A 14,786-nucleotide genomic window follows, 5' to 3' on the forward strand; every position below is an offset into this window, starting at 1 on the left:
CGTCCCGCGGACCGCCATGATATTCGCTCTCCAATCAGGGACATGCGGACCTCGCTCCTCCTCGCCTTGGCCCTCCTCGCCGCGCCCCTCGCCGCCGCCGGGTGCTCTTCCTGCGGCAAAAGCTCCTCGGGCCCCGCGCCCGAGGCCGCGGCCTCCGCGGCGCCCGGCGCGACGGAATCCGCCGCCGCGCCGCCCCCGAAGGCGAAGATGCCCGCGCCGAGCCGCCAGGGAAACGTCGTCGCGCGGAGCCCCGCCGAGGACCTTCTCTACGTCGCCGACGAGGATGGAAACGCCCTGCACCTCGTGCAGCTCCCGTTCGACAAGGAAAAACCTGCGTGGACCGTCGCGCTCCCCGGTCGGCCGGCGCAGGTCCTGCCGCGGGACGGCGAGGTCCTCGTCACGATCCGCGATCCGGGCCTGCTCCTCGTGATGCGGCCCGACGGCGCGAATGGCCTCGTCGAATCCGCGCGCATCGCGCTGCCCGCCGACGCCTGGGGCCTCGCGATCACGAAGGACGAGAAGACCGCGCTCGTCTCGTCCGCGTGGACGCACAAGGTCTCCGCCGTCGACCTCGAAACGAAAAAGGTCCGCTTCACCGTCGACGTCGCCCGCGAGCCGCGTGGCATCGCCATTCTCGGCGACGGCTCGCGCGCGTACGTGAGTCACCTCATGGGCGCCTCGCTCACGCGTATCGACGGAATCGGCACGGCCAATCCCACGGTCAAGCGCGTGAGCCTCCCCGCCGCGCCGCTCCGGCTCCCCTACGATACCCCGCGCGCCGACGACGCCTCCCTCGGGTATGCCCTCACGTTTTCGCCCGACGAACGCAGGCTTTTCGTCGCGCGCCACGCCTTCGGCGCCATGGGCGTCGAGCCCTGGTATGGCATGCCCACGGTCGACGTCCTGCTCCCGCGCGACGATTCGCCGCTCGCGCCCCGGCGCAAGCAGCCCGCGCTTTATGGGGCGCATATCAACGCGATCCCGCCCGAGGACCCGACCCTCGACCTTCACCCCGGCGACATGGTCCAGCCGCGCGCCATGGTGTATCGCTCGACGACGCGCACTTTGCTCGTCCTCGGCGAGGGCGGCGTCGCGCTGCCCGAGCTCGACGCGACCTCGATCGACCCTTCGGCGATCGTCCGGAAAAATCACCCCCTCCACGACGAGGGGGTGAGCGGCGGCGGCCCCGCGTGTGCCGCGCCGAGTGGCCTCGCGCTCTCCTCCGACGAACGCAAGGCCTACATCTTTTGCCGCTCCACGAATGCGCTCGCCGTCCTCACGTTCCCCGAGCCGAAGGCCGGCGCGAAATCGAGCGTCGTCCGTATTCCGCTCGGCAAGGGCCCCGGCGACGCCCTCGTCGCCGAGGGACGCCGCCTCTTTTACGACGCCCAGGATACCCTCGTGAGCGGCGGCCTCGGCTGCGCGGGTTGTCATCCCGAGGGCCGCGACGACGGTTTTACCTGGACCGAGTTCGCCCCGGTGGACGAGGGCACGAACGCCACGTTCGTCTCGAATGGCCGTGTCGCCGGCGCGGCCCGCCAAACGCCCATGCTCGCCGGGCGCGTCAAGGCGCAGGGCCCTTATGGCTGGCACGGCGAGAGCGAGACCCTCGTCGATCGGATCCTCGCCGGCTTCGCCCTTCATCGCTGGGACGAGCGGCACGTCGTGGACAAGCAAACGACTCGCCCGCGCGCGCTCGCGATCGCCGCCTTCCTCCGGGAAGGCCTCGTCCCTCCGCCGCGCGAAAAGGCCGAGCTCTCCGAGGTCGAGAAGCGCGGCAAGGCCGTCTTCGAGGGCGCCGAGACCGGCTGCAAATCATGCCACGCCGGCGCCGAGTTCACCGATCGTGTCCCCATGCCGCTGCCGCGCATGACCCTGCGCGCGGGCTACAGCGACGAGAAGGACAACAACAAATACAAGACGCCCTCGCTCCTCTTCGTCGGCGGCACGCCCCCGTATTTCCACGACGGCAGCTATGCCACGCTCGAAGAGCTCATCGACAACAACGACGACCGCATGGGCAAGACGAACCAGCTCTCCGCCGAGGACAAGGCCGCCCTCGTCGCCTATTTGAGGACGTTATGAAGCTCCGCTCGATCCTCCCAGCCTTCGCCGCGCTCTCGCTCGTTTCGAGCGTCGCCTCGCCCGAGGACGTGCCCGACGCCTCCCCGGGCGACGCGGGCGTGGACGCGGAGGTGGCGCCGCCTGCGGAATCGCTCCCGTTCCTCGGGCCCGTCCCGACCGAGAAATCGAAGCCGCCCACGTTCGCCGAGTGGAGCGCCGCGAAGGACCTCGAGGCGCCGCTGAGCTCGACGTTTTGCGGCATCCGTCGGGTGCGGGAATGGCTCCGTCTCCGCTGCGAGGTCATGAATTCGAACAGCATCGACCTCGTCACGGGCAATTCCAACGACGTCTTTTTCTCCGTGAAGCAGGGCGGCGGCGAGTGCACGAACGATCCGAACGAGGGCCAGATTTGCTGGGACGCCGTCGAGGTCGTCTTCCCGATCCGCCGCGGCGATCGGCGCTTCCTCCAGGTCACGCAGCGAACCGGGGGAGGGTATTACATGCCGGGCAGCGGACCGATGGTCCAGCCCGTCGTTGGCCTCTCCGAAATGTGGGTCGAGGACGAACCCGGCCCGATCGTGACGGCCGCCGCCTTGTGAACACCTTCATGCCCTCCCGCCGAGCCGCGCTTTTCGCCGCGCTTTTTGCCCTCGCCGGCTGCTCGTCCCCGGGCGCCGGCGATTCCACGCCCGTCGAGCTCACGGGCCCGCCCCCGTTCACCGCAAAACCCCGAACCGAATGGCCCACGCGCGCCTGGCCCACGGCCGAGCCCGCGTCCGTGGGCATCGATCCGGCCGCGCTGAAGAAGCTCGACGATTACCTCTTCGCGCGAAACGGCGACGACGTCGACCGCAAGGGACAACGCACGAACGCGTTCGTCCTGGTGAAAGACGGAAAGCTCGTCTTCGAGCATTACGCGCGCGGCACCACGGCCGAGACCTCGCTCCTCACGTGGTCGGTGTCGAAGAGCTTCGTGAACACCCTGATCGGCATCGCGATCGGGGAGGGGCGCTTCAAGGTCGACGACGCCGCCGGCAAGTATTACGCGGCGCTCGGCCCGGACAAACAGAACGTCCGGATCACCGATCTGCTCCGCATGAGCTCGGGGATCGACTGGAACGAGACCTACGAGGCTTCACCGGTCTTCTCCTCGGTCATGGCCATGCTCTACACGCGCGGCCAGGACGACATGCCTCGGTTCGTCGCCGGACACGGGCTCGCCCATGCCCCGGGTACGCACTGGAGTTATTCGAGCGGCGACACGAACCTCCTCCTCGCGGCTCTGCGGGCCACGATGTCGGACGCCGAATACGCCTCGTATCCCTGGAAAGCGCTCTTCGAGCCCCTCGGCATGACGAGCGCCCGCTTCGAGCGCGACGGCGCCGGCAACTTCGTCGGCTCCTCGTACCTGTATGCGACCGCGCGTGATCTCGCCAAATGGGGCCTGCTTTATCTGTCTGACGGCGTCTGGGACGGCAAGCGCCTCCTGCCGGAGGGATGGGTCGCCTACACGCTCACGATGGCCCCCGCGTACTACACGACCGATGTCCCACCGCCGTTATGGGAGGACAACCCCGGCGCCCAGGTCTACCTGAACGTCGGCGACCCCAAGCGCAACATCCCACGCCCCTGGCCCGCCGCGCCGCCCGACACCTTCGCGGCCCTTGGCCACTGGGGCAAATCGATCTTCGTGATCCCCTCGCTCGACCTCGTCGCCGTGCGTTTGGGCGACGACCGCGAATACGGCTGCTCCGCCCACGTGCAGAAGAACTGCGTGCCCGACCGCGAAAAGGCCTTCACGAAGGGCTATTACCTCGAGCTGCTCTCCGGGCTGGTGAAGCGATGAAGCGGGCGAAGCGTGTCCTCAAGATCATCGGCATCGCCCTCGGCGTGATCCTCGCCCTCGTCGGGATCTTCGTGGCCTGGAACTGGAAAGCCCTCTCGGCGTTCCCGTTGCTCCCGTCGGGCTACGAGGCCAAAGAGCTCTGCTCCTGCCTCTTCGTCGAGGGCCGCCCGCAGCCGGATTGCGAGGCCTTCATTCGCCAGAGCGTCGTCCCGATCGATGGCCGCTCCTTCGACATGGAGGGCAAAGCCGTCACCGTCACGGCGCTCTGGAACACGCGCCGCGCGCATTTCGTCTCGGAGCGATTCGGCTGCGTGATCGACGGCCCCGGCAAGTGACCGCTCACTTCCGCCGGTTCACCTCGAACTGCCCCACGAACGAATGGCTGCCGACCCGCGCCTCGTTCGCGAACAGCCGCACGTGATACGTCCCCTCCGCGGGTAGATCACACTGGACGAGCGTCGTCGCGCCCGGCGTCACCTGGCATCGCGACGTCTGCGTCGCGCCTTTCGCCTCGAAATCGGCGAGGATCGACATGCCGTTCGGGTTCTCCAACGTCACGACCGCCTCGCGATCGACCGTCACCTGCGAGCGCTTCGGATCCACGAGCACGAGCCCCTTGGCGTGGAAGCCGGGCCGCAGGTTCGGCTGCCGCACGAAATCCCCGCGGGAGATCGGCGTCGCCGAGAGCTGCCAGCGCGGCTCGTCCGGCAAATGGTTCGCCCCGAACACCTCGGGCGGGGCCATCAGGTAATCGGTCGAGTATTCCTTGACGAACGCGGGCCCCTTCAGATACCCGGCGTCCCACGTCGCGTCGATGAGGTACCATTTCCCATCGACGAGCGCCGCATTCCAGGCGTGCCCTTCACCGGCCACGTCGCCACCCATGTCCCGCGAGAAGCCGACCACGTACGCAATCGACACGCCGGCCGCCTCGCCCATCGCCACGAGCAGCTTCGCGTACCCGGCGCACACGCCTTTCCGCGTGGAGAACACGGTCTCCGCGTCCTGCGGTGGATACCGCTTCGCCACGTAGCTCTCGCCGTCGTAGGCGATCCGGTCCGCCACGTAATCGTGCAGCGCCTTCACGCGCAGCACCGGATCCGGCTCCTTCGAGGCAAGATGCTTCGCGACCGCAGCCAGGCTCGTCTCCACCTCGGGCGGGACCGATAGGACCGCCGGGTGCAGCTCCTCGCGGAACGGCCAGCGCGCACGCCCGGCCTCGGGACGCGGCGTCGGCGTCGGCTCGGGAATCGGTTCGTCCTGGCGCTTCGGCTTGTCGTCTTGCCGCGGTTTCTCCGTCGGCACGGGCGTCGGCACCGGCGCCGCGGAGGAGGTCGACGAGCCCGTGGGCTTCGGCTGATCGTCGCGGTAAGGGTTCTCGTTCGTCGCGAGGTACAGCCATTCGAGCCGATCGGCCGTGGCGAAGAGCGCGCGCCGCGTCGCGTCCACCCACGCGCCCTTCGCACCTTCGAGGAACCAATCGCCGCGCGCCGAGAGCGCCGTGAACAGCACCTTGGGCGCTGCGAGCAGCAATGCGCCCAGAAAAACCAGGTTGAGCCCCAACGTTCGCAGCAGGATCCGATCGCCGTACGTCAGGATCCGCGGCTTCGGATTCTTCTCCCGCGAGCGCCGCCACGCCGCGAACGCCTCCCACGCGAGCGGCAGGATCGGGAAGAAGCAAAGCCCCGCGAGCAGCGCCGCCCACCGCGGCCCATTCGAATAGGCCGCGAGCGACGACGCCGCCCACACCCCGGCGAGCGGGAGCGCGACGACGAAGAGGACCCACAGCACCCGGAGCAAAAAGACGATCACCGCCGCCGCGGGGCTCGTCTTCTTCGGCTTCGCGCCGCCCGCCTTCATTTGCCCTTCGGCGTGGCCGGCGCCGTGACCTTCCCGCCGCACCCGAGCCGCATGGCGAACGATTTCGTCCCCGCCGTGTACACCACCCAGACCGTATTCGCGTCCGCCGCCGCCGCGTGCAGCTCCAGCACTTGCCCCGGATACGCCGCCACCTCCTGCGCCTCGATCGCCCCGCTCCCGCCGAGCGTAGCGATCTCCAGCACCTGCGGCGAGCCCGGCTCCTTCGCCTCCGGCCGCGCGTACACCACGATCGTCTCCCCGCACGCGGGCGCCGCCGCCACGGGCGCCGTATCCATCCCGTTCGGGTAATCGAGCGTCTTGATCTTCGCCTTCCCGTTCCAGTCGACGAGAATGTCATGGAGGGCGAAACCTTTGTCCGTGGAGAGCGGCAAGAGCCCGGCCGCGGAGTTGCCCGCGCGCGCCCCCACGAGCTCCGGATACCCCTCGGGCGGCCCGCCCACGAACACCACGTCGTCGGCCGCGAGCGCCGTCGTCTTCTCGCGGATTTCGAAGCGCCGCGCGTGCACCGGCGTCATCGCCGACCGCGCGTCGAGCCACATTGCGATGACCTGCCCCTCGCCCACGGGCACGAGCGAAATCGACGTCGCACCCGACCCCTCGGGCGAGAGATCCAGTACGCCGCCCCCCTCGACCCACAATCGCCCGTGCCGCTCCGCGTTTCGCGCATTCGGCGCCGCCAGATACGCGACCGCGTCGCGCCCGCCCGTGCGCAGCGCCGAAGGGCTCGTCCCCGGCACTGCGTCGTTCGCCACGACCTCCGGCGCGCCGAGTTTCCCCTCCGCGTCGAGCGCGCTCCGCACGAGCCCCGATCCTTCGATCCAGTACGTGTGCATCACGCCGGAGGCATCCTCGGCGACCGCGACCCTCCCGCGTGGCCATTTGCGCGCCCGCTCCGGCTCGCTCGGCCCGTGCGCGGGGCCGTCGGGCCCGAACAGCGTCACCTGCGCCGCATTGCCGGAGAGCCTCCAGATCACGCCTTTCGAATACACCGTCGCCGCCCCGCCGATGGCGATCGGCTGCTCCGGCCCATCGATGAGGAACCGCGCGCCGGTCCTCGGCTTGCGCTTCTTCGTGTTGCCCCCGCCCCCGCTCGCGCCCGCGAGCGCGCCCGATCCCGCGGGCGCGGCCGTTCCCGCAGGCGCCGCCGATCCCGCGGGCGCCCCGTCCTCGTCCGGCTCCGCGCTCGGCGTCGCCAGGGGCTCGGTGCTCGCCGTGGGCGGCGCCTGCGGCAAGGGTTTGTCCTTTTTGGGTGCCGGGCGCCGGCACGCCGCGCCCGAGAGCGCAAGCGCCGCGGTCGCGATTCCCACGAGCGCGCTCTTTGCAAAAGGCATCACGACCGCGCGCTTCAAGGACAAGCCTGCTCCGCCGGCACTGCTTCGCTGCGGAGCCACGCCGCCGCGCAGGCCGAGGCGTCGTACCCGGCCACGGATTTCACGATGTCGAGCAGGTCCTGGAAATGCGCGGCCTTCCCCTTGTACTTCAGGAAAAACGCCTTCAGCGACGGATCGAGCTTCGCCTTGCCCACCTTCGCCTCGAGCGCGCGGAAGAAAAACGCGCCTTTCATGTAGGCGATGTCCCCGAAGAGCCCGTCCTTCAGGACGTCGACCACGCCGCAGCCCTCCGGCCAGGCGATCTTCGACGTGGCCCCGGCCATCGCATTGTTCAGGCGGGTCTGGTAATGGGACCAGAGCTTCATCCCCTCGTCCGCGCCCAGCACCTCCGTGATCGCCCGCGCTTCGAGGTAACTCACCGTGCCCTCGGAGAGCACGAAATCCTCCCAGCACGCCGGGCGCACGCCGTCGCCGAACCATCCGTGCGCCGCCTCGTGCGCCTGGATCCACGGGTCTCCCATGGCGATCGTCGAGACGTGCCAGAGCGGGTGATGCTCCATGCCCCCGTAGGCCCCGGCCCCCCAGTCCACCGCAATGGGGCCCGCCTCGCCGCCGAACGGATACCCGGCGAGCATCGTCTCGTAAAAATTCATGATGTCGACGAGCTTCGCCGTCCCTTTTTGCGCGTCCGTCCCCCCGCCCGGCAGGTAATGGGCCACGAGGCGCGTCCCCTGGTACGTCGTCCCGATGTCGAGCTTCGTGTAGCTCCCCGTCGCCCAGGCGATCTGGTACGACGGCGCGTCGATCCCGATCGTGGACGGATACACCGTCGTCATCCCGTCGGGCGTACCCGTCACCGTGAGCTCGAACGTCGTCCCGTCCGCGGGATCCGAATGGCACGGGAAGAGGTTGCCGCAGAAGTAGGGCCAGACGAGGGTCGAGCCCTTCTCCATGAGCCCTTCGAACTGCGCCTGCTGCTTGAACTTGTAATCGATCGTGATCTGAAAGGAGCCCTGTGACTTCGGCACGCCGACGTCGAGCTGCCCCTGCGCGAGCGTCCATTTCAGCGGGCCCTCCGCGCGCGACACGCCCTCGATCTCGAGCCCCGCCGCCTCGAACGACGCGCCCGTGCCGTCGAGCGAGCCTGCAAGGTCGATCACCGCGGTCCCGCTCATCGTCGAGAGGTCGACGGTGAGCGCCGTCTTCTGGATGTTCCGGCCGAGATCCGCCGACGGCTCGGGCGGCGGCTCGACAGGCGTCCCCGTGGTGCCGGGCTTCTCGTCGACGTCGTTCTGGGCGCAGCCGAGGGCCGCGAGGACGACAATTCCCATCCCGACGTGCCTCGCGTATCGACCGATCCGCATGTGCTTCCTCCGTGCGAGCGCTTGATCATCCACGCCGCGAGGAGACCATGTCAAGGCCGCGCGCGTCGGGAAATTTCCGCTGCCTCTGCGACCGTGCTTTCCGGGCGGTGCCCCTTTACGACCGGCACGGCCCCGTGCTCTACTCTCGCACCACGTGCCGGAGCGTGAGCGATGAGCGAGATCTTCACCTTCTTGTCCACCGCCTTCCCCCCGACCGCGCAGGTCACGGCTTTCAAGGGGCGGGAGGCCATTTCGCGGACGTATGAATTCGACATCGCGTTGAAGCTCACAGGGCTCGACGTCGACGTCGCCGCCGCGGTCGGAGCGCGCGCCACCCTGAACATCGATCGCGGCCTCGGCGCGCCGCCGTTCGCCTTTCACGGCATCCTCGCGTCCGTCGAGCTCGTGAACGATTACGGTGCGTACGGACTCTACCTCGCGCGTCTCGTCCCGACGTACTGGCAGCTCACGCTCACGCGCCACAGCCGCATCTTCACGGACGCGAGCATCCCCGAGATCATCGAGGCCATCCTGAAAGAGGGCGGGCTCGGGTCGAACGATTACAGGATCTCGCTCTGGCACGACTATCCCAAGCTCGAACACGTTTGCCAGTACCGCGAGAGCAATTACGATTTCATCGCCCGCCTCGCCGAGCGTGAGGGCATCTACTTCTACTTCGAGCAGAGCGAGGATCGCGAGGTCCTGGTGTTCACGGACACGCGCTCGGCGCACAAGAAGCTCGCGCCGAAGCCGGTGAAGTATTTCCCCGCGCCGCCCGGCGACGTCTCCGCGGGCGAGTCGCTCCGCTCGTTCCGGTGTCGCTCGAACGCGCTGCCCGGGCGCGTGAAGGTCACGGATTACAACTACCTGAAGCCGAGCCTGGAGGTCAAAGGCAGCGCCGAGCTCTCGGGCAAGGGCGATATCGTGCTTTACGGCGAGAACGTGAAGACGCCCGGCGAGGGCAAGCGATACGCCTCGATCCGCGCCGAGGAGATCGCCGCGCGGCAGACGGTGTACACGGGCACGGGCCCGCAGTTTTACCTGCGGCCGGGCTACGTGTTCGTGCTCGAAGAGCACCCGCGGCTCGCGTTCAACAGCGATTACCTCACGATCGAGATCGAGCACCTCGGCAATCAATCGGCGAGCGGCGAGGACATGGAGATGCTCTTCGGCGAGGAGGCGCCCACGAAGGAGACGTACCTCGCCACCGTGCACGCGATCCCGCACGGGACGCAGTTCCGCGCCGAGCGCAAGACGCCCTGGCCGCGCATCGACGGCGTGGTCGACGGCGTGGTCGACGGCGTCGCGGCGAGCCCGTACGCGCAAATCGACGGCCACGGCCGCTACAAGGTGAACATCTTCTTCGACGAGGGCGACGCGATCGACGGCTCGCGCTCGACGTGGGTGCGCATGCTCCAGCCGCACGGCGGCACCGTCGAGGGCCATCATTTCCCGCTGCGCAAGGGCACGGAGGTGCACCTCGTCTTCCTCGGCGGCGACCCGGATCGGCCCGTGATCGTGGGCGCCGCGCACAACGCCGAGACGCCGAGCGTGGTGACGCAGGGCAATTACACGAAGAATTTGATCCGCTCGGGATCGAACAACTTCATCGAGATGGAGGATCTCCTCGGCTCGACGCACGTGCACATCTATGCGCCGAAGCTCAACTCCTCGCTCCACCTCGGCGCCGGCCCCTACAACTTCGACCTCCGCACGGACGGCAGCGGCCACATTTATACGGGCGTGAACTTCGACGTCGACGTGATGGCGAACAAGACCGAGGACGTCCACGGGACCATCACCGAGACGTACGAGGGCCCGTTCACGACGACGGTCACGAATCCCGTCACGCAGACGTACAATGCGACGCTGAACGAGACCGTCGAGGGCGCGGTCACCGTCCGTTACAACGACATCCTCGACCTCCAGGTCACGAGCAACACGACGCAGGTCTACAAGGCCGTCGTCGATCTGAACGTGCACGGTACGAACACCGAGCGCTTCCACAGCACCTACGACGAGACGGTGCACGGGAAGATGACGGGGATTTACCTCGGCACGCGGTTCCAGGGTGTGACGGGCGAGGACAAACTGTTCGTCGACGGCAACCAGGACATCCACGTCACCGGGCCCTCGGTGGAAAAGATCGACGGCACCTACGACCTCACGGTCAAGGGCAACATGACCACGTCGATCAACGGCAACCAGAAGATCTCGACGCAGGGCCCGGTCGAGTGGTTCAAGGCGGCCGAGTTCAGCGGCTTCACGGGCGGCGCCAAGTTCGACGGCCACGCCGGGTTTGCCTTGAGCTGGTTCGCGGGCGCGCAGATCTCGATCTTCGGCGGCCTCAAGATGGATCTGACGGCCGCGGTCGCGCTCGCGCTCACGCTCGGGCCATCGATCACGATCACGCCGCTCGCCATGGACATGAAGGCGACGAACTTGAATGCGCTCGGCCTCAAGCTCCAGGCGATCGGCAACAAGCTCGAAGCGAAGGGCCTGAGCCTCGGCGTCGCCGGCTTGCACGTCAACACCTGAGCCCCGCGTTTTCCAGCGAGATCCTCGCGCGTGAAGATCCTGAAGCCTCTCCGGCTCTCCTTCGTGCACCGCACCTTCGAGCACAAGCGGCGGTGCCTCTTCGTGCCCACGGTCCTGGCGCTCTTCCCGTTCGATTCGCCGAAATCGATCGGGACCGAGGTCGACCTCTGGAAGATGGCGGGCAAGGAGCTCGGCCGGTTTGGCGTGCTCGACCATTGCATGTGGAAGCCTCGGGGCGAGCTGCTCGTCACGGGGCATTGTTACCCCCCCGGCAAAAAAGAAGCCCCCTACGCGCACGTAAAAGTGTCGCTGGGGACGATCGAGAAGACGCTTTACGTGATCGGGGATCGCACCTGGGGCCTCATGGGCCCGAGTGATCCGGTCCCGTTCACGCAGATGCCGATCGACTGGGCGCACGCGTTCGGCGGCGAGAAATACCCGCAGAACCCGGTGGGGAAGGGCCTCTCGCCGATCAAGACCGAGTCCGGACAAGCGATCCACCCGCTGCCGAACGTCGAGGATCCGAGGCACGTCGTCAAATCGAAGGGCGACCGCCCCGAGCCGGCCGGGCTCGGGCCGTACGATCTCACCTGGCCCCATCATTTCGCGAAGATGGGGACGTACGACAAGAAATGGCTGGAGGAGCAGTTCCCCGGCTTCGCGCTCGACATCGATTTCGGGGTCTTCAACGTCGCGCCGCCCGATCAGCGCCTGGAAGGGTATTTCCGCGGCGACGAGACGTTCCGGATCGAGAACATGCACCCGGACGAGAGCGTCATCGAGTCGCATCTCCCGGGCGTCGTCGCGCGGTGTTTCTTGCAGCTCTCGCCCGAGAAGGGCGACGACCTCGTCGAGGTCCCGCTGCACCTCGAAACCGTGCAGCTCTTCCCGCACCTCGGACGTGGCATCGTGATGTTTCGGGGCCTTCACGAGATCGAGGAGCCCGACGCCTCCGACGTGCGGGTCGCCATGGCGGCGCTCGAAGACCTCGGCGACGAGCCGAAGCCACGCGCCCATTACGAGCAGGTCTTCGCGCAGCGGATGGATCGCAAGAATGCGCATCTGCACATCCTGCGTGACCCCGACCTCATGCCACGCAGCCTCGCCACGGCCCCGAAGGCCGCGCCGGTCCTCGCGGACGAGTACGACCAGGCCATCGAGCAGGAGATGCTCGTCTTGAAGAATGCGCGGCGCAAGGCCCAGGCCGAGCTCGACCGCGGGCGCGAGCGCGCGATCGCGATGGGCGCGGACCCGGAGACGTTGCCCCGACAAACGGTGCCGCCCGAGGAAGAGGTGCCGAGCCTCGACGATTTGCCTGCCTACGTCGATCGGATGAACACCGAGGCCGACAAGCAAAAGGCCGAGGCGGAGAAGAAGCAGGCGGAGGCCGAGCAGAAGGTCCGCGCGATGTGCGCGGCGCAGGGCCTCGATTACGACGAGATCATCCGCAAGGCGCGGCGCGAGAAGACGGGACCGCCGAAGTTCAGCGCCGAAAAGGAGATCGAAAAGCTGCGCGACATGGCGGAGCTTTCGAAGAACGCGGGCGTCGAGCTGCCGGGCCTGGCCGAGAAGCTCGCGGACCCCGAGCTTCTGGACAAACTGCGCAAGGCCGAGGAGCAGGTCCACGCGGCGTATCGGATCGCGGCGCACCAGGCCGAGGCGCCGGCGCCGATGGAGCCGGAGGAGAGCGAGCGGGCGCGGGCCGAGATCCGGCGCGCCTACGCGACGGGTGAAAAGCTCGCGCGGCGTGATTTTTCGGGCGCGGATCTCTCGGGCATTGATCTCTCGGGCGCGGATCTCGAAGAGGTCTACCTCGAAGGCGCGAACCTCTCGGGCGCGAATCTGACGGGCGCGAAGCTCGATCGTGCCGTGCTCGCGCGGGCGAACCTCACGAATGCGCGCCTCGCGCTCTCCTCGCTGCGGGAGGCGAACCTCGGACGCGCGCGGCTCGAAGGCGCCGATTTCGAGGGCGCGGATTTCTCCGGCGCGACGCTCCACGAGACCGACGCGGCAGGGGCGAAGCTCCTCGGTGTCTTGCTCGACGGCGCGCTCCTGATCGAGCTTCGGCTCGAAGGCGCGGATCTTTCGGGCGCGCGCGGCGAGAAGCTCTTTTTCGTCAAGTGCAATCTCCACGGTGTCCGCTGGGCGGGCGCAAAACTCGGGAAGTCGAGCTTCATCGAGTCGAATCTGACCGACGCCGATTTCACGGGCGCCGACCTCGTGTCGTGCACGTTCGTCGGCGTCACGGCCGACGGGGCGCGGTTCGACGGCGCGAACCTCGAAAACATCCGCGTCGTGCACGGCTCGACGATGGAGCGGACGAGCTTCAAGGGCGCCAAGCTGCCCGGCTCGAACCTGCGCGGGGCGAGGCTTCAATCGTCCGATTTCACGGAGGCCACGATCTCGAAGAGCGACCTCTCCGAGGCGGATCTGCGCGGGGCGAGCCTCGCGCGCGTGATCGCGGTGGACTCGCGGTTCGTCGGGACGGACCTCCGCAATGCGCAGTGCGTCTCGGCGAACCTCATGCTCGGCATCATGCACAAGGCGCGCCTCGCGGGCGCCGATTTCACGGGCGCGAACCTCTTCGCGGCGGATCTGCTGCGCGCCGTCGGCGACGACGAGACGCGCTTCGATCGCGCGAACCTGAAGCGCGTCGTGCACCAGAGGTCGGCCCGATGAACCGCGAAGAGCTCGTCGCGCTCGTGAAGAACGGGGAGATCGTCACCGAGGTCGACCTCTCGGGGCTCGATCTCTCGGGCGCAGACCTTTCGGGTGGCATCTTCGAGAAGGTCGCGCTCAAAGGCGCGAATCTTTCGGGCGCGCGGCTCAAGGAGAGCGTGCTTTGTGGCTGTGACCTCTCCGAGGCGAACCTCGAAGGGGCGAACCTGCATCACGCCTCCGTGCTCGAATCGAAGCTCGTCGGCGCGAATTTGAAGAAGCTCTACGCGCCGATCGCTCGGTTCGTCGAGTCGAACCTCGCGGGCGCGGATCTCTCGGGATCGAACCTGCTCACGGTCTTTTTCGTCGAGTGTGATCTCTCGGGCGCCTCGCTCGCCGAGGTCACGTTCGATCGCGGCGCGCTCGTCGATGCGAAGGTCGACGGGCTCGACTTGCGGGGCAGCCTCGTCAAGCAATCGGTCATTGCGAAGACCGATCTACGAAAGAGCCTGCTCACGAAGACGCGCTTCGAGATCGCGGTGCTGCACGAATCGGTCCTCGCGGGCATGGATCTCGCGGGGATGGATCTCGGCGCATCGCAGTTCGTGGACGCGGACCTCTCGGGCGCGGATCTCTCGGGGGCGAACCTCGAGCAATGCAATTTCAAGGGCGCGGACCTCCGGGGCGCGAAGCTCGAAAAGGCGCGGGCGCCGAAGGCCATGTTCGCCGCGGCGAAGCTCGAAGGGGCGATTCTCTCCGGCGCGATGCTGCGCGAGACGCTTTTCGTGGAGGCGCTGGCCACGGGCGCGAATTTCGAGAAGGCCGACCTCGAGCTCTCGGTGTTCGTCCGCGCCTCGTGCGTGGGCGCGCGCTTCGGCGGGGCCACGCTCTCGTATGCGGATTTTTCGAATGCCGACATTTCGCGCGCCGATTTCGCGGGCGCGAACATGCTGCGGACGCGGCTCCACCGCGTGAAGGACGAGGACGCGACGTTCGGGCTCGCCCGGAAGATCGCGCTCGGCGACGACGCGGAGCTCGCCGAGGCGGAAGGATTCTTGCCGGCCTCCTGAGGGGGCGGTTTTTTCGAGGCGCGGAGCTTACGGA

Annotated in this window: 10 protein-coding genes; 7 read left to right on the forward strand and 3 right to left on the reverse strand. The window is 67.9% G+C overall.

Translation table 11 applies throughout. The features are described from left to right. The first annotated feature begins 42 nt into the window (after window positions 1-42). From QHF84_RS28755 to QHF84_RS28770, 4 genes are read left to right on the forward strand one after another with little or no spacing between them, the layout of a single operon-like run. Complete coding sequence (locus QHF84_RS28755) at window positions 43-2,085, forward strand: c-type cytochrome (RefSeq protein WP_281316638.1); 2,043 nt, start codon at window positions 43-45, stop codon at window positions 2,083-2,085. Beyond that, window positions 2,082-2,663, forward strand: a complete 582-nt coding sequence (locus tag QHF84_RS28760; protein WP_281316639.1) for a hypothetical protein — start codon at window positions 2,082-2,084, stop codon at window positions 2,661-2,663. The genes QHF84_RS28755 and QHF84_RS28760 overlap by 4 nt, the downstream gene beginning before the upstream one ends. 8 nt (window positions 2,664-2,671) lie before the next feature. Further along, window positions 2,672-3,910 (forward strand): serine hydrolase, encoded by a 1,239-nt coding sequence (locus QHF84_RS28765; protein WP_281316640.1) that lies wholly within the window; start codon window positions 2,672-2,674, stop codon window positions 3,908-3,910. Beyond that, on the forward strand, window positions 3,907-4,245 hold the full coding sequence (locus tag QHF84_RS28770; protein WP_281316641.1) for a hypothetical protein: 339 nt from the start codon (window positions 3,907-3,909) through the stop codon (window positions 4,243-4,245). The genes QHF84_RS28765 and QHF84_RS28770 overlap by 4 nt, the downstream gene beginning before the upstream one ends. Before the next feature lie 4 nt (window positions 4,246-4,249). Here QHF84_RS28770 and QHF84_RS28775 read toward each other — a convergent pair whose 3' ends face one another. From QHF84_RS28775 to QHF84_RS28785, 3 genes are read right to left on the reverse strand one after another with little or no spacing between them, the layout of a single operon-like run. Further along, window positions 4,250-5,770, reverse strand: coding sequence for a transglutaminase domain-containing protein (locus QHF84_RS28775; RefSeq protein WP_281316642.1), 1,521 nt, complete (start codon window positions 5,768-5,770; stop codon window positions 4,250-4,252). Next, a complete protein-coding gene (locus QHF84_RS28780) occupies window positions 5,767-7,125 on the reverse strand; it encodes a hypothetical protein (protein ID WP_281316643.1) in 1,359 nt (452 codons plus the stop codon). The genes QHF84_RS28775 and QHF84_RS28780 overlap by 4 nt, the downstream gene beginning before the upstream one ends. Window positions 7,126-7,136: 11 nt before the next feature. Then, window positions 7,137-8,453, reverse strand: coding sequence for a M1 family aminopeptidase (locus QHF84_RS28785; protein WP_281316644.1), 1,317 nt, complete (start codon window positions 8,451-8,453; stop codon window positions 7,137-7,139). Between the two features lie 204 nt (window positions 8,454-8,657). Between QHF84_RS28785 and tssI the strand changes: the two genes are divergently transcribed. Genes tssI through QHF84_RS28800 form a run of 3 tightly spaced genes read left to right on the forward strand, consistent with a single transcriptional unit; the run spans window position 8,658 to window position 14,752 of the window. Further along, window positions 8,658-11,024 (forward strand): type VI secretion system tip protein TssI/VgrG, encoded by a 2,367-nt coding sequence (gene tssI / locus QHF84_RS28790; RefSeq protein WP_281316645.1) that lies wholly within the window; start codon window positions 8,658-8,660, stop codon window positions 11,022-11,024. A gap of 30 nt (window positions 11,025-11,054) precedes the next feature. Further along, window positions 11,055-13,703: a DUF2169 domain-containing protein gene (locus tag QHF84_RS28795; protein WP_281316646.1), complete on the forward strand. Its 2,649-nt coding sequence runs from the start codon at window positions 11,055-11,057 to the stop codon at window positions 13,701-13,703. Then, on the forward strand, window positions 13,700-14,752 hold the full coding sequence (locus QHF84_RS28800) for a pentapeptide repeat-containing protein (protein WP_281316647.1): 1,053 nt from the start codon (window positions 13,700-13,702) through the stop codon (window positions 14,750-14,752). The genes QHF84_RS28795 and QHF84_RS28800 overlap by 4 nt, the downstream gene beginning before the upstream one ends. Window positions 14,753-14,786: the final 34 nt, after the last annotated feature.

Source organism: Polyangium sp. y55x31 (assembly GCF_029946505.1).
Classification (GTDB): domain Bacteria; phylum Myxococcota_A; class Polyangia; order Polyangiales; family Polyangiaceae; genus Polyangium.

Coding starts and splice junctions, on each gene's coding strand:
- QHF84_RS28755 (WP_281316638.1), top strand. CDS start 43: ATGCGGACCTCGCTCCTCCTCGCCTTGGCCCTCCTCGCCGCGCCCCTC.
- QHF84_RS28765 (WP_281316640.1), top strand. CDS start 2,672: ATGCCCTCCCGCCGAGCCGCGCTTTTCGCCGCGCTTTTTGCCCTCGCC.
- QHF84_RS28775 (WP_281316642.1), bottom strand. CDS start 5,770: ATGAAGGCGGGCGGCGCGAAGCCGAAGAAGACGAGCCCCGCGGCGGCG.
- QHF84_RS28760 (WP_281316639.1), top strand. CDS start 2,082: ATGAAGCTCCGCTCGATCCTCCCAGCCTTCGCCGCGCTCTCGCTCGTT.
- tssI (WP_281316645.1), top strand. CDS start 8,658: ATGAGCGAGATCTTCACCTTCTTGTCCACCGCCTTCCCCCCGACCGCG.
- QHF84_RS28770 (WP_281316641.1), top strand. CDS start 3,907: ATGAAGCGGGCGAAGCGTGTCCTCAAGATCATCGGCATCGCCCTCGGC.
- QHF84_RS28785 (WP_281316644.1), bottom strand. CDS start 8,453: ATGGGAATTGTCGTCCTCGCGGCCCTCGGCTGCGCCCAGAACGACGTC.
- QHF84_RS28800 (WP_281316647.1), top strand. CDS start 13,700: ATGAACCGCGAAGAGCTCGTCGCGCTCGTGAAGAACGGGGAGATCGTC.